The sequence below is a fragment of the Nocardia canadensis genome (assembly GCF_032656385.1).
GTDB lineage: Bacteria > Actinomycetota > Actinomycetes > Mycobacteriales > Mycobacteriaceae > Nocardia > Nocardia canadensis.
On the sequence record NZ_JAVCWB010000001.1, the window covers coordinates 532,630 to 552,490 of the forward strand.

Below are 19,861 nucleotides of genomic sequence, written 5' to 3' on the forward strand. Positions count from 1 at the left end.
AGGCTACATGCATGGCGGGACACGCGGCCGGTCTCGTAGTCTTCCTCACGTGCAAGCCCAACCGCATCTGCCGCTTCCCGCCGAGATTCCGCTGGTCGACGAGCCCGGTGGAACCGACGTAGACCTGAAGACGCAGATCGTGCGGTTCACGCTGACCGGCGGTCTCTCGGCGATCGTCGACTACGGCATCTACAGCCTGCTGCTGAACCTGCTCGGCCTGCCGGTGAGCCTCGCCAAGGCGATCAGCTTCGTCTGCGGGACGACGACCGCGTACCTGATCAACCGGCGCTGGACGTTCAAGGCCGAGCCGAGCAGGGCGCGGTTCATCGCCGTCGTCGTGCTCTACGCGGTCACCTTCGCCGTGCAGGTCGGCATCAACGCGGCGCTGTACTTCGCGCTGCCCGGCGAGTGGTGGCGGCAGCCGCTGGCGTTCGTGATCGCGCAGGGCACCGCCACCGTCATCAACTTCGTCGTGCAGCGTGCGGTGATCTTCAAGATCAAGTAGGTCAGCTGGCCTTGGCGGGTGCGGGCTGCTTGCCCGCCTTGACGCCGAAGTAGTCGCCGCCCTTGGCCCTGACGTTGTCGGTGCCCCACTCGCGCCGATCCCGCGCGACGGGCACCATCTGCGGAATGTGCTTGCGGCAGTGGATGTAAGCCTCTTCCACGTCGACGACGACCCATACCTGCGAGGTCTTGCCGCGTTCGGCGGCGGGCAGATCGCCGACGGTCTCCCGTAGCTCACTGTCGGCAACCATGCGAGCCTTGCCGTTGATGTGCAGACCGATCAGATCGCGCACGAAGTCGATCATCAGGATTCCGACATGGGGGTTCTCGAGGATGTTGCCGAGGCTGGCCATCACCCCGTTACCTCGATATTCGGGGTACGCAATCGTGCGTTCGTCGATCACGTGCAGGAATCCCGGTGTGCCCGCCCGGAAACTGGCGTCGCATTCGCCGTGCGCGTCGGCGGTGGAGATGAAGGCCATGTCCATCCGCCCGACGAATTCGACCATCGACGGGTTCAGGTAGTCGATCACTTGGTCGTCGTAGAAGCGTCCAGCCCTTTCGGTCGTGCCCAACGTGTCCTGAAGCTCGTGCTCTCCGTCGCTGCCGACGTGTTTCTCGGGCATCGGGGCCCCCTCTGCTAGCCGAACCGGGTGATGCGGGTTTCGCGCTGAAACCCCCGCTTGTGACCGCAATCTCACCCAGTGTAGGGGACTGTCACAAGCCGTGGGGCGAGTCCATTGTTGCGAATGGTACGAAAGTCCGGTTTGCGCAAGGGTTTCCCGAGGTAGACCGATCAGGCCGGTTCTACCTTCACCGGTACTCCGTTGAAGACCGCGGTGCCGGAGATCGCGTCGACCACCGAATCGTCGGTCAGCACATTGGCGTTCACGCCGGCGTGCGCGCTGGCTACCGATTGCGTGGTGCTCGCGCCGTGTCCCCAGCCGTGCGGCAAACTCACCACGCCGGGCATGATCGTCGGCGTCTGCTCGACCTGGACGGTCAGCGAGCCCGCCGCCGAGCTGATCGCGGCCTGCTCGCCGAGGCCGAGTCTGGTCGCGTCGTCGGGGTGGATCTGGAGGGTGCAGCGGTTCGATCCGCCGACCAGACCGGCGATGTTGTGCATCCAGCTGTTGTTGGAGCGCAGCTGCCTGCGCCCGATCAGCACCATCTCCGGTGCGCTCGCCGCCAGCCTGCCGCGCAGCCTGCCGACATCGTCGAGCAGCAGGCGCGGGGCCAGGTCGACCCGGCCGGTTGCGGTGCGCAGGACGCCGGGCAGGCGCGGCCGCAACGGGCCAAGGTCGAGGCCGTGCGGATTGTCGAGCAGGGTGCGCAGGCTCAGTTCGCCGCCGTTCCACGCGCCGTAGGGGCCGAGCTTGAGCATCAGGTCGATGCGCTGTTCGGTGGTGTCGACGCCGTCCAGCTCGTCGCGCCGGTCGCTCATCCCCGCCTTGTGCAGCATGCCGGCGATGACCAGCTCGTCGACCACGGCGATCGGGCTCGCGGCGCCGGTGCCGTCGTGCGGCTGCCCGCTGACGGCGGCGGCGAGCCGCGCGATGACCGCCGACTCGGACGGCCGCCCGTCGAGCGGGACCAGCGGCGGCGAGTAGCGCGCGTAGTTGCGCACCGCGAACTGCAACAGCGCGAAGTCGTAGTGCGGTGACTGCACCGAGCGCGGGGGCGGCAGGATCACCTTCGCGTGCCGGGTCGTCTCGTTGACGTACCGATCCACGCTGACCATGAAGTCCAGCTCGGCCAGCCCCCGGTCCAGCCGGGCGCCGCTGGGCGCGGACAGCACCGGATTGCCCGCGACCGTGACCAGCGCCCGGATCTGGCCCTGACCGGGGGTCTCGATCTCGTCGGCGAGGGTCGCCACCGGCAGTTCGCCCATCGCCTCGGGCAGCCCGCGCACCCGGCTGGTCCAGCGGCCCGGCCGGAACGGCTTGCTGCGCGCGATGCCGCCCGCCGCGGCGGTGGCGAACATGGCGCCGCCGGGGGCGTCGAGATTGCCGGTCAGCGCGTTGATCGCGTCGACCAGCCACTGGGTGACGGTGCCGAACTCGGCGGTGCAGGTGCCGATCCTGGCGTAGACGGCCGCCGTCGGCGCGGCGGCGAGGTCGCGGGCCAGGGCGCGGATGGCGTCGGCGGGAATGCCGGTGCGCTCGACCACCGCGTCCGGGGCGAACTCCTGGGACGCGGCGCGCAGCTCGTCGAGGCCGTCGACCTCGATCCGCAGGTCGACCAAGTTCTCGGCGAAGAGCGTGTGGATCACCGCGAACAGCAGGTACGCGTCAGCGCCCGGCCGGATGAACAGATGCTCGTCGGCGAGGTCGGCGGTCCTGGTCGCCCTCGGGTCGACGACGACGAGCTTGCCGCCGCGCGCCCGCAGCGCCTTGAGCCTGCCGGGAAAGTCCGGCGCGGTGCACAGCGAGCCGTTGGATTCGAGCGGGTTCGCGCCGAGCATCAGCAGGAAGTCGGTGCGGTCCAGGTCGGGGACCGGCACCGTCAGCGGGTCGCCGAACATGAGCCCGGCGGCGACCTGCTTGGGCATCTGGTCGGCGGTGCTGGCGGTGTAGATGTGCCGGGTGCTCAGCGCGCGGATCAGCGCGGGCAGATACAGCGCCCCCGCGACGGTGTGCGCGTTGGGATTGCCGAGGTAGATCGCGGTCGCGCCGCTGCCGTGCGCCGCGTTGACCGCGGCGAACCCGGCCGCGATCAGGTCGAAGGCCTCGTCCCAGCTCGCGGGGCGGAACGTGTCGCCCTCGCGGATGAGCGGGGTGGTGACCAGGTCGGGGTCGTCGTCGAGCTTGCCGAAGCTCGCGCCCTTCGGGCAGAGGAAGCCCTTGCTGAACGGGTCGTCGCGATCGCCGCGGACCGAGAGCACCCGGTCGGCCTCGTCGAGGGTGATGGTCAGGCCGCAGACGGCCTCACACAGCGGACAGGTGCGTAGCAGCGTTCGCGGAGCCATGTCCCCATCCTTACGCCGCGCGCGGTGCCCGGGTTCGAAAACGCCGAAAACCCTCGACCGCGACGTCGGGGAGGCGTCGCGGTCGAGGGTTCGGGCTGTTGGTTACCTCAGCTGGCCAGGGTCAGCGTGGGGGTCAGGGTGGCGCGCTTGCGGCTCGCGGCGGCGCGGACGGCGGCACCGAGGGCGACGACCGGCGGGACCCAGCGGGCCTCGGACGGGGCGACGCTCCAGGCGGCGGAGCCGGCGGCGAGCTGGGTCGGGGGCAGCGGGATGCTGGCACCGTCGGTGTGTACGACGACACCGGCCTCGCGCATGGCCTCGATCGCCATGGCGGCCTTGCGGACGCCGGTGACCAGGTGGATCTCGCGACGCTCCTGGCCCGGGATCTCGATCACGGGGCCGGACAGGTTGTTGGCGCGCAGGAATCGGCGGACCTCGCCCGCCATCTCACCGGTGACCTCGATAGCCGAGATGTCATCGTCGGTGATCAGGCACAGGCCGTTGGCCGTTTCGGCAACCGTCCAGCCCCGCGCGGCGTACTCCTGCGCGGCGGCACCCTTCTCGGTGCCCGTGGTGGTGGTCGGAAACGTCGTGCGCACTGTGTTCTCCATTCCCCGAAGAGCTCTGTTCCTGCGTTCATGGGTCGTATCGGCTGGGGGTGGCCGTCTTGTTACGCCGTTACCGAAAAATATTCGAGAGTGTCTGCTTCGTCTCAGTTCGCTCACCTTCGCTATCGGAGGATCGAGCCGATCCGGCTTGGCGTGCGGGCCGAAAACGGGCAGGATTCGGACCATGACCGATGCGCCGGGTACGTCCTCGTCTCCCGACGGAGATCCCGAGGAGTTCGAAGCCGAATCACGCTGGCTCTCTTGGAAAGAGACCGATGTGAAGCGCGCGGGCACGCGGTCGGGGCAGGCCGCCGAAGGCGAGGAATTCCCGGACGATTCGGACATACCGCGCGACGCGGGCTTCGATGACCCGTTCCGCAGTACCGGATCCGCCAAGCAGTGGGCCGCCGAAGTGCTGCGTTCACTGCTCGATGTCCAGTTCCGCAGGCCCGCGACCAGGACCTTGCTGCCGCTGGCCTACATCCTCGGCGTCGTCTCCTTCGGTATCGGCGTCCCGGTGGCGCTCACGGTGCTGATGTGGAAGGCCTCGGTTCTGCTGGGCATCCTCGCCGCACTGGTCGCCGTTCCGCTCGGCCTGACCATCGCGGCCTCGGTGCGCCTGATGCTGGAGTTCGCCGACAACGCCGCCCGGCTCGCGGGCCGGGTCGAGCACATCAGTGAGCTGGCCGATGGACTCTTCCAGGCGCTCTCCGATGTCGCCGAACCGGTGAACCAGCTCTCCGAGGACGTGCGGGCCGTGCAGTTCTGGCGGTTCCGGAAGAAGAAGTAGCGATCGCGCCTGGAGCAGGCCCCAAAACTATGTGGTGCGCGTTGTCCGATTCATTGTGAAACAATCCGTACGCAGATCCGACGCCTATTGTCGGCTGCGTAGGGCGGTCTCCGAAAGAGAATGGGGGAGACCGGATTTGGATACAGGGGGGCAGTATGGCTTCACCACAGGGCGTCACCGGTTCGACGATGCCGCGCAGGCAGCTGGGCAGGCACTTACGTGACCTGCGCAATCAGGCGCGGATGACGACCAGGACCGCGGCGGCGCAACTCGAGTGGTCGGAAGCGAAGATCTGGCGAATCGAGACGGGGCAGACGTCGTTGCGCAGCCTCGACGTCGAGGCCATGTGCAAGGTGTACGGCGCGCCGGCGGAACTCGTCGAGCCGCTGGCCGCGCTGGCGCGCGAAACCAAGGCCAGGGGATGGTGGACGAGCTACGGCGATGTGATCCCGGAGGGCTTCGAGGTCTACATCGGCCTCGAGGAGGCCGCGACCTGCCTGTCGATCTACGAGGACGGGCTGGTCCCGGCGCTGCTGCAGACCGAGGACTACACCAGGGCGCTGCTCGAGCAGACCGTCCCCGGCCTGACCGAGGAGGATCTCGAGCGCAGGCTGCGGGTCCGGGCGGCCAGGCAGGCGCTGATCACCCGTGCGCAGTCGCCGCTGCGATTGCGGGTGGTGCTCGCCGAAGCGGTGCTGACCAGGCGCATCGGTGACGATCGGGTGCTCGCCGGCCAGCGCGCGCGACTGCGCGAGCTGGCCGAGCTGGACACGGTGCGAATCCAGGTGGTCCCCGGTGATACCGGGTATCACGCGGGGCTGGAGTCGGGCCGGTTCGTGATCCTCGACTTCGGTATCGACGGTTCGCTGGACCGGCCGGAGCCGCCGGTGGTCTTCGTGGAGACCTTCGCCGGCTCGGCCTACCTGGACAAGCCGAACGACTACGACCGCTATCGCGGCGCGTTCACCGACATCAGCGCGGCGGCTTCCGGCGAGCTGTGACCCCGGCTCCTACCAGGAGTCGGCGAGCACCGAACGGTGTGTGGGCAGGGCCCGGTCGTAGACCGCCCTGCCCTTTTCCGTGACCCGGACGAAGATGGCGCGGCGGTCCTCGGCGCACATGGTGCGCTCGACCAGGCCGTCGCGTTCCAGTCTGGCCACCGCGCGCGAGAGCGCGCTCTGACTCAGGTAGATGTCACCCGCCAGCTCGGTCATCCGGTACTTCTGACAGTCCGCGTCGACCAGTCGATCGAGGGTCTCGAACTCGCTGAGACCGATGCGGTGTTCGTGCTGAAGCGCCTTCTCCAGTGCGCAACTCACGGCGGCGTGCCGTCCGAGCAGTTCGCGCCACTGGCCGACCAGCTCGGTGGGCGCTCCATTGCGCCGAGCTGATGCTGTGGCCGGGTTCGACATGGCCCCATCTTAGTGGTCCGGGCATCTCCATGCAACGGCATTTTATGTGTTGGCATTTAATGCGCACGCATGTAATGTTCGCCGCATGACTTCGCCAGCAACGCTCTCGGCCGCAGATCAGGCGACCGATCCGACCACATGGTCCGCCCGGCTCTGGGGCATGCTGATCACCCTGTGCATCGTCCTGTTCCTCGACGGGCTCGACGTCTCGATGATCGGCGTCGCGCTGCCGTCCATCGGCGCCGAGCTCGATCTGTCCACCTCCACCCTGCAGTGGCTCGTCAGCGGGTACGTCCTCGGTTACGGCGGCCTGCTGCTGCTCGGCGGCCGCACGGCCGACCTGCTCGGGCGCCGCAAGGTCTTCCTCATCGCCCTGGCCGTGTTCGCGATCGCCTCCCTGGTCGGCGGCCTGGTCAGCGATCCGGCCCTGCTGATCGTCACCCGCTTCATCAAGGGCCTGGCCGCCGCGTTCACCGCCCCCACCGGCCTGTCGATCATCACCACGACCTTCGCCGAAGGGAAAGCGCGCAACAAGGCGCTGTCCATCTACACCGTATTCGGTGCGGGCGGCTACTCGATGGGCCTGCTGTTCGGCGGCCTGATGACCGGCGTCGGCTGGCGCTGGACCTTCCTGCTCCCGGTCCCGATCGCCCTGGCCGCGCTGGCCGCCGCCTTCGTGCTGGTGCCCAAGGACGGTAAGGCCGAGGAAGGCGGACATGACCTGCTCGGCGCCCTGCTGTCCACCGCGGGCATGCTGCTGCTGGTCTACACCGTGGTCACCGCGCCGGAGGTCGGCTGGACCTCGATCCGCACGGTCGCTTCGTTCCTCGCTGTGATCGCCCTGTTCGCCGCGTTCGTGATCACCGAGCAGCGGGTGCGGCACCCGCTGGTGCGGCTGGGCATCCTGCGCAAGGTGTCGCTGGTGCGGGCCAGCCTGGCCATCATCGCGGTCGCCGGTTCGTACTTCAGCTGGCAGTTCATCGTCACCCTGTACCTGCAGGACACGCTGGAGTGGTCGGCGCTGAAGCTGGCGATGGCCCTGCTGCCGGTCGGCATCCTGGTCGTCGGGTCGGCGTTCTTCTCCGAGAAGCTGATCGATCGTTTCGGCACCGGACCGGTCATCGCCGTCACCATGTCCGTGATGGCCGTGGGCTACCTGCTGTTCCTGCGGGTCGACACCGCGCCGGACTACCTGACCGTGCTGCTGCCCGCCATCCTGCTGATCGGCATCGGTTGGGTCGGCTTCCCGGCGATCAACGTGCAGGCCACCAGCGGTATCGACGACGACGAACAGGGTCTGGCGGCCGGCGTGCTGCAGACCTCCATGCAGGTCGGCGCGGCCATCGTGCTCGCGGTGACCACCGCGATCGTCACCTCCGGCACCCACGGTGCCGGCGCGACGCCGCAGCAGATGCTCGACACCTACCGGCCGGGCCTCGAGTTCGCCGCGGGCGTCACCATCGTCGGCGCGCTGGTCGCCCTGACGGTCTTCCTGCCGCGCCGCAGGCAGCGGGTCGTCGCGGCGCCCGCCGCGGAGGAGAAGCTGCTGGAGACTGTGTAGACGGCGGCTGGCGCCGCGGCCGAAACCGTGGTGCGGGTTGTTCGCTGACAGCGTCCCCGAGTTGAAGCTCGGGGGCGCTGTTTCACGTGGATCAGGAAAAAGGCGGAGCCGCTTCGTCTTTGGCCGAGCGGATATAGGTGAGCCGACTACCGTCGCGGGCCTCGGTCGGCCAGTCGATGCCGAGGCGGGCGTCGAAGGCGTCCATATCCCGGTCGAACTCGGGGGTGTACTCGAGCGAGCACAGGTAGGTGACCGTCGAGCCGTCCTCGAGCGAGAGGATGGCGTGGCCGAGGCCCTCGGACAGGAACACCGAGCGCCGGTGCACGTCGTCGAGCAGCACGCTGTCCCAGCGGCCGTAGGTCGGCGAGCCGGGGCGCAGGTCCACCACCACGTCCAGGAACGCGCCGCGCACGCAGGTGACGTACTTGGCCTGACCCGGCGGGTCCTCGGTGTAGTGGATGCCGCGCAGCACGCCGGCGGCCGAGACCGAAGTGTTCACCTGGTGCAGCTCGAACGGGCGCCCGGTGGCCTTCTCGAACTCCGAGGCCTTGAACGACTCACAGAACATCCCGCGGTCGTCGCCGAGCAGGCGTGGAGTCACCTCCCACGCGCCGGGGATGGCCAGTTCACGGATCTGCATGCCTGTAGTTACCAGTCTTTCCCACGGTCGATCAGATCGAGCAGATAGCGGCCGTAGCCGGAGCGCACCATCGGTTCGGCCAGTTCACAGAGCTGGTCGTCGGTGATCAGCCCGCGCCGCCAGGCCACCTCCTCGGGCACGCCGATCTTGAGGCCCTGCCGTTCCTCGATGGTGCGCACGTAGTTGGCGGCGTCGAGCAGCGAGTCGAAGGTACCGGTGTCGAGCCAGGCGGTGCCGCGGGCCAGCACGTCGACGCTGAGCTTGCCCTGTTCCAGGTAGGCGCGGTTGATGTCGGTGATCTCGTACTCTCCGCGCGCGGACGGCCGCAGCTCGCGGGCGATCTGCACCACGTCGTTGTCGTAGAAGTAGAGGCCGGGGATGGCGTAGTTGGAGCGCGGGCGCTTCGGCTTCTCCTCGATGGAGACCGCGCGGCCCTGCTCGAACTCCACCACGCCGTAGGCGGTCGGGTCCTTGACCCAGTAGGCGAAGACCGCGCCGCCGTCGATGTCGTGGAAGCGTTCCAGGCTGGCGCCGAGGCCGGGGCCGTGGAAGATGTTGTCGCCGAGCACCAGGGCCGCGGGCTCGCCGCCGATGTGGTCGGCGCCCAGCACGAACGCGCGCGCGAGTCCGTCGGGTTCGGGCTGGACCACGTAGCTGATGGCGACGCCGAACTGACTGCCGTCGCCGAGCAGCCGGGCGAACGCGTCGGCATCCTCCGGCGTGGTGATCACCAGAATGTCGTCGATCCCTGCCAACATGAGGGTGGACAACGGGTAGTAGACCATGGGCTTGTCGTAGACCGGGACGAGCTGCTTGCTCACCCCGCGCGTGATGGGGTGCAGCCGCGAACCGGTGCCGCCCGCCAGGATGATTCCGCGCATGGGGGAAGTCTGCCAGCTCCTCCTGCCGCGGAGTCGGGGAGGTTCCGACACGTCGACGAATTGGTCACGAACGTTTGTCTCCGGGTGTGTCGGGCGATAACTGGGACACGCAAGGCGCTCATCTGATTATGTGAGCGTCGATGTGTGAAACATCACTATGTTAGATGTCAGCGTGGACATCCATACCGGGCCCGCCTGGTGGGGGGTCGACGCGCCAGCTGTGAGGTAGGTGCGCGATGGGATCGTCGAAGATCGCCGGGCCGGGTGTGGTGGGCGGAATCGCCGCCGCTGTCGTGGGTAAGAAGGCAGCGCGCGTGCCCGAGCAGGGCATCATCGTCAACTCCGGGCGAACGAGTACCTCGTCACGAGTGCTGATGGGCGCGTGCGTCGGCGTCATCGGGCCGCTGCTGCGGACCGTGCCGATCAACCGGGCGACCATCCCGCTCGGCGCCGTCGCCGTCGACCTGCTGTCTCGGCTGCGGCCGGAACCGCACGGCATCGAGCGCGAGCAGATCCAGCTGGACGGCTTCAGGATGGAGATGGTCCGGCCCGCCGGCGGGTCGCGCGCGCTGCGGCACGGCGCGGTGCTGTACATGCACGGTGGCGGCTTCGCCGTCGGCGGCCTGCAATCGCATCGGGCGATCGTCGCCGGGATCGCGCGGCGCACCGGACTGGCCGTGCTCAATGTCGAGTACCGGCAGCTGCCCGGCCGCGTGATCACCGAGTCGATCGACGACTGTGTGCTCGCCTACCGCTGGCTGCTGCGCCACGGCGCCGACCCGGCCAAGATCGTCTTCGCGGGCGACTCCGCCGGTGGCTACCTCGCCTTCGCCACCGCGCTGCGCTCCCGGGAGATCGGCCTGCCGCTGCCCGCGGCGCTGGTCGGGCTGAGCCCGCTGCTCGATCTCGACTACCGGGCCAAGCAGGGCTACGTCAACGTCACCCGCGATGCCTACATTCCGCTGTCGGGCCTGGAGGCCGTCATCCGGCTGGGCGCCGAAGCGACCGGTCCGCTCGACCCGGCCATGTCGCCGGTCAACGCCGAGCTCACCGGATTCCCCCCGGTGCTGCTCATCGCCGCCGAGGACGAACTGCTGCGCTACGACTGCGAACTCATGGCCCACCGGCTGACCGCCGCGGGCGTGCCGGTCACCCTCGAGCTGTGGCGCGGTCAGGTACACGCGTTCATGAGCATCCTGCCGAGCATGCCGGAGAGCCGGTCGGCGCTCGGCCGGGTCGCCAAGTTCGTGCGGGTGGCGCTGGAACCCGCACAGCGGGCCAGGACGGCCTGAGTACGGCTCGGGCGGTCTTCCACCACGGTCGGTAGGCCGGCCGAGTCTCACTCCGGGACATCGAAAGGCCCCAGCCGGACCGGCTGGGGCCTTTCGACTTCGGTCCTACGGCGTGTTACTTGGCCGGCGGGGTGAACGGCTGGTTGATCGTGGTGAAGTACTGGATCGCGGCGGCGATCGCGACCGGGGCGGTCACGAAGATCTGGCCGCCGATGACGCCAAGGGCACCAAGCGCGGTGGCGCCGACGAGGCAGCCGCCGATGCCGCCGGGAACCGTGCCGACGAGGAAGCCGAGGATGCCACCGGCAACCGCGCCACTGGCAGCACCGGCGAGGCAACCGATGGTCGCGCCGCCGAGGCCGCCGACCAGGGTGCCGATGGTGGCGCCCATGGAGATGGTCGAGGTCAGACGGCTCCAGGCGGCCTGCTCACGCTCGTACTCGGTCTTCCAGGGAGCCTTGTCCTCGTAAGGAAGGGCGACAGGCTTGTAGACAGCCTTGGCCACGTCCAGACCCGGGGTCAGGGTCGCGGTGTTGCCCGAGATCTCGGCGGCGATCGGGAACTCGAACTCGTCGATCCGGAACGTCAGCGGGACGCCGGCGACTGTGGTGCCGTTGGCGGCCTTGATCTTGAAGACGCCGTCTTCAGTCACCAGCGAACCGGCATCGGTGGTGATGACAGCCTTGGAGTCTTCGACGACCTCGGCGGTGTAGTTGATCGGAGCGGCCTCTTCGACCGGCGCGGCGTTGACGGTGCCGGCGGTGACGCCCATGGCAGCGATCAGCAGCGCCGAGGTGGCGGCGAATTTCCTCATCAGCATTTTCGTTGAACCTCGATGTTGGAGCGTTCGGAGGGGACCCGATGATCAAAAGCCCTCGCAGCTAACGAGCGGTGAACCTCGCGTGACCGTCTATTCAAATTCTGTTCACCGTTGATACCCCGGTACTGGTGCGGTGCTCGAAACCTGAGCGGTGACCGGGCTTTTTCTCAGGAAACCAGACCCGAAGTCGTAACCTGGTGGGGTCTATAGTGATGGACGTCACAGCAAATATATCTGGGACGTCACAGATCGGACGCTGTACAGCATCGCATTTTCGGCCGCCTCGAGTCCGGAACGGCATCGGCGAGCACGTATCGTTGGCCGGGTGCGAGTTCTCGTAACCGGCGGGGCCGGGTTCATCGGTGCGAATTTCGTCCAGCAGACCGTGGCCACGCGCCCGGATGTGCACGTGACCGTCCTCGACGCGCTCACCTACGCGGGCAACCGGGCGTCGCTGGATTCGGTCGCCGACCGGATCGAATTCGTGCACGGCGACATCGCCGATCTGGACCTGGTCGACAATCTGGTCAGCGGCGTCGACGCGGTGGTGCATTTCGCGGCCGAATCGCACAACGACAACTCGCTGGCCGAGCCGTGGCCGTTCGTGCAGACCAATATCGTCGGCACCTACTCGCTGCTGCAGGCCGTGCGCCGCCACGACGTGCGCTACCACCACGTCTCCACCGACGAGGTGTACGGCGATCTCACCCCCGAGGACCCGGCCTTCACCGAATCCACGGCCTACAACCCGTCCAGTCCGTATTCGGCGACGAAAGCGGGCAGCGATCTGTTGGTGCGCGCCTGGACCCGCTCGTTCGGCGTCCGCGCGACCCTGTCGAACTGCTCCAACAATTACGGCCCGTATCAGCACGTCGAGAAATTCATCCCGCGCCAGATCACCAATCTCATCGACGGTGTGCGGCCGCGCCTGTACGGCGCCGGTCATCAGGTGCGCGACTGGATCCACGTCGACGACCACAATCGCGCGGTCTGGGACATTCTCGACCGCGGCCGGATCGGCCAGACCTACCTCATCGGCGCCGAGGGCGAACTCGACAATCTCAGCGTCGTCCAGCTCATCCTGCGGGCCTTCGACCGCGATCCCGCCGACTTCGACCATGTGACGGACCGGCCGGGTCACGACCAGCGCTACGCCATCGACGCGAGCCTGCTGCGCGAGGAACTGGGCTGGTCACCGCGGTACGCGGACTTCCGGGCCGGTCTCGCCGACACCATCACCTGGTACCGCGAGAACGAGGACTGGTGGCGGCCCAAGAAGGCCGCCACCGAACGCGCCTACGCGGCCGCGGGCGAAAAGACGCTCTGAGTCCCGCACCGTCGTCCGGGGAGTTATCCCCAGACGACGGTGTAATACGTCGCGGCCGCGCCGATCAGCGCGAAAACCGAGGCGCAGGTGACGGTGATCGCCGTCGCGCGGGTGGGAATCACGCCGTCGGAATCGGTGAGCCGCAAGGGAACCCAGCGGGCCACCACGGCCAGCCCCATGATCGCCAACGGCACGAAATACCGGCCCTGGACACCGTCGATGATGTAGAAATCGACCGGCGTGAACGACATGTACAACGTCACGTAGATCATCGCGACGCTCGCCAGCACGGTCAGCGCCACGATCAGCGTGCGCCGGAAAGTGGCTGTCGTGGTGTTCATCCGGTCGGCGATACCGAAACTCACCGCGAAGGCGATCAGGCACGCCAGCATCGATACGGCGGGCACATCGACGTAGGCGAAGCCGAGTTCACCGAAGAACTGGTTGAACCAGCGGTGATCGCGCAGGGCGATGCTCTCGCCGAAAGTGTGCACGAATTGCACGGGGTCGCTGAGGATTCCCTTCAGCTGGTCGGCGGGGCGCACCTGACCCCACTGGTGCGGCGGGCGCATCAGGCTCATTCCGTCGCCGGTCGGTGCCGCGATTTTGGTCCACGCGAGGAAAAGCGCGCCACCGGTCGCGGCGAAAGCCCACGGAATCAGCTTCAGTTTTCCGGTGAAGCCGAGGCGGTCGGCGGGCACGACGACAACCAGCATCGCCAGCAGCACATAGGTCGGCTTGCTCAACGGCAACGCGATCGTCGCGGCGAGCAGCGCGCCGGTTTCCACCGGCCGCAACCGGTCACCGACGAACAGGGCCTTCAGCAACAGCGCCGACACCATGATCGCGAGCGCATTGGTGAGCGTATCCGCGGTGACGGTGCCCGCCTGGAACAGCGCGATCGGCAGCACCGCGACGGTGAACACCAGCCACTGACTGCGCCGCTCCCGCAGCGCGTACAGCGCGAAACCGACTACGGCCAGGTAGGCCGCCAGCCCGGCCAGCCTGGTCAGCAGGTACATCCCACCGACATTCAGGCCGAGCGCCTCACCGAGCCGGATACCGACGGCGGCGGGCACGTACGGGACCGGCGAGTAGGCGGCGGTGTTCGTGAACCACATCGTCTTGGTGGCCGAGCTGATCTCGGCGTCGCCGAGCCGGTCGTAGACGGCGGGGTCGGCCACCATCGCGTCGGGCTCGTCCGGGTTGTCGTTGTAGTCGCGGAAGGCGTAGCCCATCAGCGCGTCGACGCTGACCGGGATCTGGCCGCCGTAGGCGACGCCGCGATCGTCGGCGATGCGCTGCGGGAACACCCCGCCGTGCGCCACCTGGTAGGCCCGGCCGAACTGGGTCAGCTCGTCATGGCCCCAGAACGGCGGGGTGAGCACGGCGAACAGGGCGCCGAACACGGTGGCGATCACCGCGAAGGCGACAGTGGCCGCGCCCAGCCTGTGGGTCAGCGACCGGATCGGCGCGAGGAGCCGGTCCTTGGTGCTCGGTGCCTGCGGTGCGGTCTTGCTGAGCTCGACGGTGGTGTCCGGCTCGGTGGAAGTCGTCACCGACGGTCTCCGGCAGTGACGTCCTCGTGCGCCCCCGCGGCCGAATAGCGCAGGTAGACCAGGCGCGCCGCCTCGTGCCGGGACCGGCGGATGCCGTCGAGGATCATGCCCGCGGTCCACGCGAGACTGCCCAGCAGCATCAGGGTGAACGCGAAGAACAGCGTCGGGAACCGCGCCACCTCGTGGGTGTCGTAGAACTCGATCACGATCGGGACGGTCAGGATGAGCGAGACCAGCCAGGCCAGCGTGCCGAACAGGCCGTAGAACGCCACCGGGCGCTCGTGCCTGGCCAGGCCGAGGATCAGCGCGAGGATCTTGGTGCCGTCGCGGTAGGTGCGCAGCTTGGATTCGCTGCCCGCCGGGCGGTCACGGAAACCGACCTGCACCGCGGTCTGCGGCACCCGCAGGTGCAGCGAGTGCACGGTCAGTTCGGTCTCGATCTCGAACTCGCGCGATACGGCCGGGAAGCTCTTGACGAAGCGACGCGAGAACACCCGGAAGCCGCTCAGCATGTCCTCGACGTTCTCGCCGAAGACCTTGCCGACGACGCCGTTGAGCACCTTGTTGCCGGTCTCGTGGCCGGAGCGGTAGGCGCTGCCGTCGCTGTCGTCCTGCTTGCGCACGCCGAGCACGTGATCGTAGGGGCCGTCGAGCAGCGTCTTGATCATCAGCGGCGCCGCGGACGCCTCGTAGGTGTCGTCGCCGTCGATCATCAGATAGACGTCGGCCTCGATGTCGGCGAAGGCACGGCGCACCACGTTGCCCTTGCCCTTGGTGTTCTCGTAGCGCACGATCGCCCCGGCCTCGCGGGCGCATTCGGCGGTGCGGTCGGTGCTCAGGTTGTCGTAGACGTAGACGACGATCCCCGGCACGGCGGCCTTCAGGTCGGCGACGACCTTGGCGACCGCGGCCTCTTCGTTGTGGCAGGGGACCACGGCGGCAATGCGAAGCTCGGTGGAGTCCACCCGGGTCAATCCTCGATGTAGGCAGCAGTGGGACACCGGGAGGGTACACAGCGCACGTCTGATCCGCTCACCCGGTTCAGCGAGCTTAACGCGGGACCGAACGGGCCATCGGTGTACGGTCGGCCCGTGTCCCACCCCGAGTTGTCCGAGCCGGTCCCCGCGTCGTTGATGTCGAAGGTGGTGACGGCACTGCGGCAGGGCGCCGCGTTCCTCGTCGTCGGCGCGATCGGCTTCCTGGTCGACGCGGGCACTTACAACCTGCTGGTCTTCTGGGGTGGCGGATTCACCTTCACCGAGGGTGTGCTGTATCACTCGCCGCTGGTCGCCAAGATCATCGCGATCGCGGTGGCGACGGTGGTCACCTACTTCGGCAACAAGTGGTGGACCTTCTCCCACAAGAAGACCGACAACCCGGGCCGCGAATACGTTTTGTACGCGGTCTTCAACGTCGTCGCGATCGCGCTGCAACTCGGCTGCCTCGGCTTTTCCCGCTATGTGCTCGACCTGTCCTCGCCACTGTCGGACAACATTTCCGGCACGCTGATCGGCCAGATCGTCGCGGTCGTATTCCGCTATTGGGCCTACGACAAATTCGTCTTCACCGGCTCTTCGGCAACCGAAGAGCAACACGCGCGGGGTGCGGCGACCCCTCACTGACAGCGCGACGAGGCCGGGCGATTGATATCCTCACCCCCGCCTGCCGCGCCGCCCCTTCTTTACGTGACTGCTTGCGTCGGCGCAGTCGATACCGAGAATTTCGAGGACTTCATGGAACAGTCGGCTACGGGAGCCGTGACCGAATCGAACGATCGGCGCGAGGCCGCGCCGGAATCGCTGCGCGGTGAACACGCGGCACCGGAGCGGCTGGTGCTGGCCAGGGGCATATTCACCGGCCCGTCGGCTCGGGTGAGCGACGAGCTCTACGCCGTCGTCAAGGGTGGTGCCGCGGTCCGTGAGCGCCTGGCGCTGCACCTGCCCAAGGGCGCCACCGCGCACACCAACACCTACTTCGGCCGCTTCGCCGCCAGCTACTGGCAGCGCTGGACCACCGTCACCGAGGTGACGGCCAGCGCGACCCTCGAGGTCGGGGACAAGGCGAACGTGCGCCTGGTCGCCTCCGACATCGCCGGCCACCGCCGCATCATCGCCTCGCTCGTGGCGACCAGCGGCGGCCGGGTCAGCCTGACCGCCCCGCTCGACCAGTACGTCGACGGCGGCGCGCTGTGGCTCGAGTTCGACGCCATCGGCGGCAGCCTCGACATCACCGACCTCGCCTGGACCGCGCAGGCGCCGGAGAAGGTCCGCCCGGTCGCGATCGCGATCTGTACCTTCAACCGGGCCGAGGACTGCGCGCACACGGTGGCCGCGCTGGCCTCCGACGCGACCGTGCTGGCCGCGATCGACGCCGTCTACGTCGTCGACCAGGGCACCGACCTGGTCGAGAACCGCCCGCTGTTCCAGCAGGTGCGCCCCGACTTCGGCGACAAGCTGCGCTACATCCGCCAGCCCAACCTCGGCGGCGCGGGTGGCTTCACCCGCGGCCTCTACGAGGTGTCGGCGGCCAACGAGCATGCCGACGTCATCTTGATGGACGACGACATCCTCTGCGAGCCCGAGACCGTGCTGCGGTTGCAGGCCTTCGCCAACCTGACCGTCGAGCCGACCCTGGTCGGCGCGCAGATGCTGTTCCTGCTCAATCCCGACTACCTCAACGTCGGCGCGGAGGAGGTGCACCTGCACGAGCTCAAGCACGGGCAGAAGGTGCCCAAGGCACTGCGCAACACCTCCATGCTCAAGAAGAACCAGGAGCGCCGCGTCGACGCCGGCTACAACGCCTGGTGGACCTGCCTGATCCCGGCCGAGGTGGTCGCCAAGATCGGCCTGCCGGTGCCGATCTTCTTCCAGTGGGACGACGTCGAGTACGGCATCCGCGCGCGTGAGCACGGTTTCGTCACCGTCACCCTGCCCAACGCCGCCGTCTGGCACGCCGACTTCTACTGGAAGGACTACGACGACTGGGCGCGCTACTTCTCCACCCGTAACTCGCTCATCGTCGGCGCCCTGCACACCGATCTCGACGCCAAGGCGATCACCAGGGACTTCTTCCGCTATATCGCCGAGCATCTGGTCGGCATGCAGTACGGCCTGGTGCACACCACGCTGCAGGGCATCGAGGACTTCATGAAGGGCCCGAAGGTGCTGCGCGACGGCGGTATCGACGCCCTCGCCGCCGCCCGGGGCACCCGCGGCGACTACCCGGAGACCATCAAGCACCCCGCCGCGACCCCGCCGGTGAACTCCGCCGACATCCAGGTCCGCCGGGCCGGTGGCGAGCCGAGCCGGGTCACGTTGGTGCTGATCAAGCGCGCGATCACCCAGTGGACCGGACGCACCCAGCACGGCCTGATCGGCGTCACCCGCGAGGACGCGCACTGGTGGCACGTCGGCTTGTTCGACCACGTGGTCGTCACCGACGCCTCCCAGTCCGGCGTGCGCGTGCGCCGCCGCGACAAGGCCCGCGCCCGCGCCCTGCTCATCCGCACCTACCGCACCCTGCGCAAGCTCCGCAAGGAACTGCCCGCGCTGCAGGCTGCCTACCGCGACGCGGTGCCCGAGCTGACCAGCCGCGAGAACTGGGCCCGGCTCTACGGGATCGACCCCAGCTGAGTTCGCGCTGATCGTTCGAACGCCGCGCCGGAATTCGTTCCGGCGCGGCGTTTCTCGTCGCCGGGCTCGAGGTCGCCGCGCCGCGACGGCGGGGTCGCGTTTCCGCCGAGACGGGAACAGCCCCGGCGCGATGCCGGGGCTGCCGCGTGCCTGGAGTCGGTCAGCCGAGCAGGATCAGCAACAACGTCAGCAGGAAGAACACCCCGAGCACCGCGAACGGCAACCACAGGAAGATCACCCCCGGCGTCTTCTGCGGCTCCGACCCGATCGCCCCCTTGAAGAAGACCGCGGCGGGCGACCGGTAGTACACCTTGCTTCCCGGCCCCGGTGTGACGGGAACCTGGATCTCCGCGGGCCCCATATCGAACAGCCACGGCGTCACCACCCGCACGTGGTACTGCCCCGGCCCCACCGGCACATGCGTCTGCCCCCACCGCGCATCCGGTACCGGCTGCCCGTTGACGAAGATCTTCGGCTTCACCAGCGCCAACATGAACGAAGCCCACACATACGACGAATCCACCGTCAATCCAGGCGGATTCGGCCCCGAAGCTCCACCGGCCACCGACTGTCCGGCCCCGCCGCGCGGTGCGTGCCCACCCGACCCGAACTGGCCAGGCGCATGCGGCGGCGGTCCACCGAGTTGCCCTGGTGCCCCTGCGAGCGAGTGGTCGCCGGTGCCGAATCGGCCGGGTTCGCCGTGTGGCGGCTGGCCGAACTGGCCAGGCGCACCGTGTGGTTGGCCGCCCGGACTGAACTGGCCGGGGCCGACCTGGCCGAGCGCATGCGGTGGTGGACCACCGAGATGTCCTGGTGTGCCTGCGAGCGGCTGGTCACCGGTGCCGATTCGGCTGGGTTCGCCGTGTGGTGGTTGGCCGAAGTGGCCGGGCGCACCAGGGGGTTGGCCGCCGGGACCTGGTTGGCCCGGTGCGGCGTGCGGGGGTTGGGCACCCGGACCGAACTGACCGGGCCCGAACTGGCCCGGGCCGCTGTGCGGGGGCGTACCGCCTGGACCGAACTGGCCCGGTGCCCCCTGGGGTTGGGCGCCGGGGCCGAACGGGGCAGGTCCGCCCAGGGGCGGCCGGGGACCGAGTTGACCCGGTGCACCCGGTGGTTGATTGCTGCCCGGGCGCCGGGGCGGGGCGACCAGTGGCCTGCTCTCCTGGCCGGCCGGTGACTGATCGTCGGACGGGCTGGAGAAGCCGTCGAAAGAGACTGTGGCCGAAGGGCGGTGCGGCGGTGGAAATTCGGACTCCGCGGCGCCTCCGGGGGTGCGGCTCGGCAGTGCGTCGAGCCGACCGAAGCCGGGTGGCGTGTGCGGTTGTCCGAAGTCGGCATCCTGCGGACGCCCGTGACCTGGTTGTTCACCGAATCCGGGCGGCGGTGGTACCAGCGGATGGCTGGGTGCCGAAACGCCGGGACCTGCGGGCGGTTGGCCGAATCCGGGGCCGCCGGGGCCTATGGGTGGCCGGCCGGAGCCGGGGACGCCGGGAGGGGGACCGAAGCCAGGGCCGCCGGTACCGGCGGCAGGCCGACCGAAACCAGGTGCCCCACCCGGCTGCCCGAATCCCGGTGGCGGAGCGCCCGGTCCACCGAATCCCGGTGGGGGAGGGCTCGGCCGCGCGTGACCCGGTTGGGGAGTCTCCGGCCCGTTCGCCGACCACTGGTCGCCGGTCGACGGGCGACCCGGATCGGGTCGGGGTGTGCCGCTTCCCGATTCGCTGGAATCCGCGGGTCCCGGCTCGTCGGGGCGGTGTGGTGGTGGAAAATCGCCGGGGCTACTCATTCATCCCTCCCGGATAGCGAACCGTGCGCCTGAACCCTACCCCGCTCCTGGACCGCCGTCCGGGCGAGCAGCGACCGGCCG

Annotated in this window: 19 protein-coding genes; 9 read left to right on the plus strand and 10 right to left on the minus strand. The window is 68.5% G+C overall.

Annotation, left to right across the window (positions count from 1 at the left end; genetic code table 11):
* Window positions 1-7: 7 nt before the first annotated feature.
* Window positions 8-505, plus strand: coding sequence for a GtrA family protein (locus tag Q7X29_RS02365; RefSeq protein ID WP_255588564.1), 498 nt, complete (start codon window positions 8-10; stop codon window positions 503-505).
* 1 nt (window position 506) lies between these two features.
* Here the strand turns inward: Q7X29_RS02365 and Q7X29_RS02370 are convergent, their stop codons facing one another.
* The 3 genes from Q7X29_RS02370 to Q7X29_RS02380 form a co-directional block, all read right to left on the minus strand.
* Complete coding sequence (locus Q7X29_RS02370) at window positions 507-1,130, minus strand: pyridoxamine 5'-phosphate oxidase family protein (RefSeq protein WP_218721245.1); 624 nt, start codon at window positions 1,128-1,130, stop codon at window positions 507-509.
* Between the two features lie 170 nt (window positions 1,131-1,300).
* A complete protein-coding gene (locus Q7X29_RS02375) occupies window positions 1,301-3,472 on the minus strand; it encodes a molybdopterin-dependent oxidoreductase (RefSeq protein ID WP_316573156.1) in 2,172 nt (723 codons plus the stop codon).
* A gap of 107 nt (window positions 3,473-3,579) precedes the next feature.
* Window positions 3,580-4,083, minus strand: a complete 504-nt coding sequence (locus Q7X29_RS02380) for a hypothetical protein (protein ID WP_218721247.1) — start codon at window positions 4,081-4,083, stop codon at window positions 3,580-3,582.
* Window positions 4,084-4,264: 181 nt separating this feature from the next.
* Here Q7X29_RS02380 and Q7X29_RS02385 point away from each other — a divergent pair, with 181 nt between their 5' ends.
* Window positions 4,265-4,870 carry a DUF4282 domain-containing protein gene (locus tag Q7X29_RS02385; protein WP_316573157.1) on the plus strand — a complete coding sequence of 202 codons (606 nt, stop codon included), beginning with the start codon at window positions 4,265-4,267 and terminating at the stop codon, window positions 4,868-4,870.
* A 155-nt stretch (window positions 4,871-5,025) separates the two neighbouring features.
* The gene (locus Q7X29_RS02390) at window positions 5,026-5,871 is read left to right on the plus strand and encodes a helix-turn-helix domain-containing protein (protein WP_316573158.1); all 846 of its coding nucleotides are present in this window, start codon (window positions 5,026-5,028) and stop codon (window positions 5,869-5,871) included.
* A 9-nt stretch (window positions 5,872-5,880) separates the two neighbouring features.
* Here the strand turns inward: Q7X29_RS02390 and Q7X29_RS02395 are convergent, their stop codons facing one another.
* Window positions 5,881-6,282: a MarR family winged helix-turn-helix transcriptional regulator gene (locus Q7X29_RS02395; RefSeq protein WP_218721250.1), complete on the minus strand. Its 402-nt coding sequence runs from the start codon at window positions 6,280-6,282 to the stop codon at window positions 5,881-5,883.
* Between the two features lie 85 nt (window positions 6,283-6,367).
* Between Q7X29_RS02395 and Q7X29_RS02400 the strand changes: the two genes are divergently transcribed.
* Window positions 6,368-7,843, plus strand: a complete 1,476-nt coding sequence (locus Q7X29_RS02400; protein ID WP_316573159.1) for an MFS transporter — start codon at window positions 6,368-6,370, stop codon at window positions 7,841-7,843.
* A gap of 91 nt (window positions 7,844-7,934) precedes the next feature.
* Here the strand turns inward: Q7X29_RS02400 and Q7X29_RS02405 are convergent, their stop codons facing one another.
* Together Q7X29_RS02405 and rfbA are read right to left on the minus strand one after the other, a co-directional pair.
* Window positions 7,935-8,483: a dTDP-4-dehydrorhamnose 3,5-epimerase family protein gene (locus Q7X29_RS02405; RefSeq protein ID WP_218721252.1), complete on the minus strand. Its 549-nt coding sequence runs from the start codon at window positions 8,481-8,483 to the stop codon at window positions 7,935-7,937.
* Between the two features lie 8 nt (window positions 8,484-8,491).
* Window positions 8,492-9,364: a glucose-1-phosphate thymidylyltransferase RfbA gene (rfbA, locus tag Q7X29_RS02410; RefSeq protein WP_218721253.1), complete on the minus strand. Its 873-nt coding sequence runs from the start codon at window positions 9,362-9,364 to the stop codon at window positions 8,492-8,494.
* Between the two features lie 236 nt (window positions 9,365-9,600).
* Here rfbA and Q7X29_RS02415 point away from each other — a divergent pair, with 236 nt between their 5' ends.
* Entirely contained in the window at window positions 9,601-10,656 is a 1,056-nt protein-coding gene (locus tag Q7X29_RS02415) for an alpha/beta hydrolase (RefSeq protein WP_218721254.1), read from the plus strand.
* Between the two features lie 115 nt (window positions 10,657-10,771).
* Here the strand turns inward: Q7X29_RS02415 and Q7X29_RS02420 are convergent, their stop codons facing one another.
* On the minus strand, window positions 10,772-11,476 hold the full coding sequence (locus Q7X29_RS02420; RefSeq protein WP_218721255.1) for a hypothetical protein: 705 nt from the start codon (window positions 11,474-11,476) through the stop codon (window positions 10,772-10,774).
* Between the two features lie 325 nt (window positions 11,477-11,801).
* Here Q7X29_RS02420 and rfbB point away from each other — a divergent pair, with 325 nt between their 5' ends.
* Window positions 11,802-12,803: a dTDP-glucose 4,6-dehydratase gene (gene rfbB / locus Q7X29_RS02425; RefSeq protein ID WP_316573160.1), complete on the plus strand. Its 1,002-nt coding sequence runs from the start codon at window positions 11,802-11,804 to the stop codon at window positions 12,801-12,803.
* A gap of 23 nt (window positions 12,804-12,826) precedes the next feature.
* Here rfbB and Q7X29_RS02430 read toward each other — a convergent pair whose 3' ends face one another.
* Together Q7X29_RS02430 and Q7X29_RS02435 are read right to left on the minus strand one after the other, a co-directional pair.
* Window positions 12,827-14,362, minus strand: coding sequence for a DUF2142 domain-containing protein (locus Q7X29_RS02430; RefSeq protein ID WP_316573161.1), 1,536 nt, complete (start codon window positions 14,360-14,362; stop codon window positions 12,827-12,829).
* Window positions 14,359-15,327 carry a glycosyltransferase gene (locus tag Q7X29_RS02435; RefSeq protein WP_316573162.1) on the minus strand — a complete coding sequence of 323 codons (969 nt, stop codon included), beginning with the start codon at window positions 15,325-15,327 and terminating at the stop codon, window positions 14,359-14,361. Before Q7X29_RS02435 ends, Q7X29_RS02430 begins: the two co-directional genes overlap by 4 nt.
* Window positions 15,328-15,453: 126 nt before the next feature.
* Between Q7X29_RS02435 and Q7X29_RS02440 the strand changes: the two genes are divergently transcribed.
* A complete protein-coding gene (locus Q7X29_RS02440; RefSeq protein ID WP_316573163.1) occupies window positions 15,454-15,984 on the plus strand; it encodes a GtrA family protein in 531 nt (176 codons plus the stop codon).
* A 111-nt stretch (window positions 15,985-16,095) separates the two neighbouring features.
* Window positions 16,096-17,994: a glycosyltransferase gene (locus tag Q7X29_RS02445; protein WP_218721260.1), complete on the plus strand. Its 1,899-nt coding sequence runs from the start codon at window positions 16,096-16,098 to the stop codon at window positions 17,992-17,994.
* A gap of 160 nt (window positions 17,995-18,154) precedes the next feature.
* Here Q7X29_RS02445 and Q7X29_RS02450 read toward each other — a convergent pair whose 3' ends face one another.
* Window positions 18,155-18,517, minus strand: coding sequence for a hypothetical protein (locus tag Q7X29_RS02450; RefSeq protein WP_316573164.1), 363 nt, complete (start codon window positions 18,515-18,517; stop codon window positions 18,155-18,157).
* 69 nt (window positions 18,518-18,586) lie between these two features.
* Here Q7X29_RS02450 and Q7X29_RS02455 point away from each other — a divergent pair, with 69 nt between their 5' ends.
* A complete protein-coding gene (locus Q7X29_RS02455) occupies window positions 18,587-19,171 on the plus strand; it encodes a hypothetical protein (RefSeq protein WP_316573165.1) in 585 nt (194 codons plus the stop codon).
* The last annotated feature ends 690 nt before the right edge of the window (window positions 19,172-19,861 follow it).

Bases quoted from the DNA above. Each gene is read 5' to 3' on its own strand.
- Q7X29_RS02385 (WP_316573157.1), top strand. From the start codon at position 4,265: ATGACCGATGCGCCGGGTACGTCCTCGTCTCCCGACGGAGATCCCGAG.
- Q7X29_RS02445 (WP_218721260.1), top strand. From the start codon at position 16,096: ATGGAACAGTCGGCTACGGGAGCCGTGACCGAATCGAACGATCGGCGC.
- Q7X29_RS02420 (WP_218721255.1), bottom strand. From the start codon at position 11,476: ATGCTGATGAGGAAATTCGCCGCCACCTCGGCGCTGCTGATCGCTGCC.
- Q7X29_RS02380 (WP_218721247.1), bottom strand. From the start codon at position 4,083: ATGGAGAACACAGTGCGCACGACGTTTCCGACCACCACCACGGGCACC.
- Q7X29_RS02395 (WP_218721250.1), bottom strand. From the start codon at position 6,282: ATGTCGAACCCGGCCACAGCATCAGCTCGGCGCAATGGAGCGCCCACC.
- Q7X29_RS02400 (WP_316573159.1), top strand. From the start codon at position 6,368: ATGACTTCGCCAGCAACGCTCTCGGCCGCAGATCAGGCGACCGATCCG.
- Q7X29_RS02390 (WP_316573158.1), top strand. From the start codon at position 5,026: ATGGCTTCACCACAGGGCGTCACCGGTTCGACGATGCCGCGCAGGCAG.
- Q7X29_RS02405 (WP_218721252.1), bottom strand. From the start codon at position 8,483: ATGCAGATCCGTGAACTGGCCATCCCCGGCGCGTGGGAGGTGACTCCA.
- rfbA (WP_218721253.1), bottom strand. From the start codon at position 9,364: ATGCGCGGAATCATCCTGGCGGGCGGCACCGGTTCGCGGCTGCACCCC.
- Q7X29_RS02365 (WP_255588564.1), top strand. From the start codon at position 8: ATGCATGGCGGGACACGCGGCCGGTCTCGTAGTCTTCCTCACGTGCAA.
- Q7X29_RS02375 (WP_316573156.1), bottom strand. From the start codon at position 3,472: ATGGCTCCGCGAACGCTGCTACGCACCTGTCCGCTGTGTGAGGCCGTC.
- Q7X29_RS02415 (WP_218721254.1), top strand. From the start codon at position 9,601: ATGGGATCGTCGAAGATCGCCGGGCCGGGTGTGGTGGGCGGAATCGCC.
- Q7X29_RS02370 (WP_218721245.1), bottom strand. From the start codon at position 1,130: ATGCCCGAGAAACACGTCGGCAGCGACGGAGAGCACGAGCTTCAGGAC.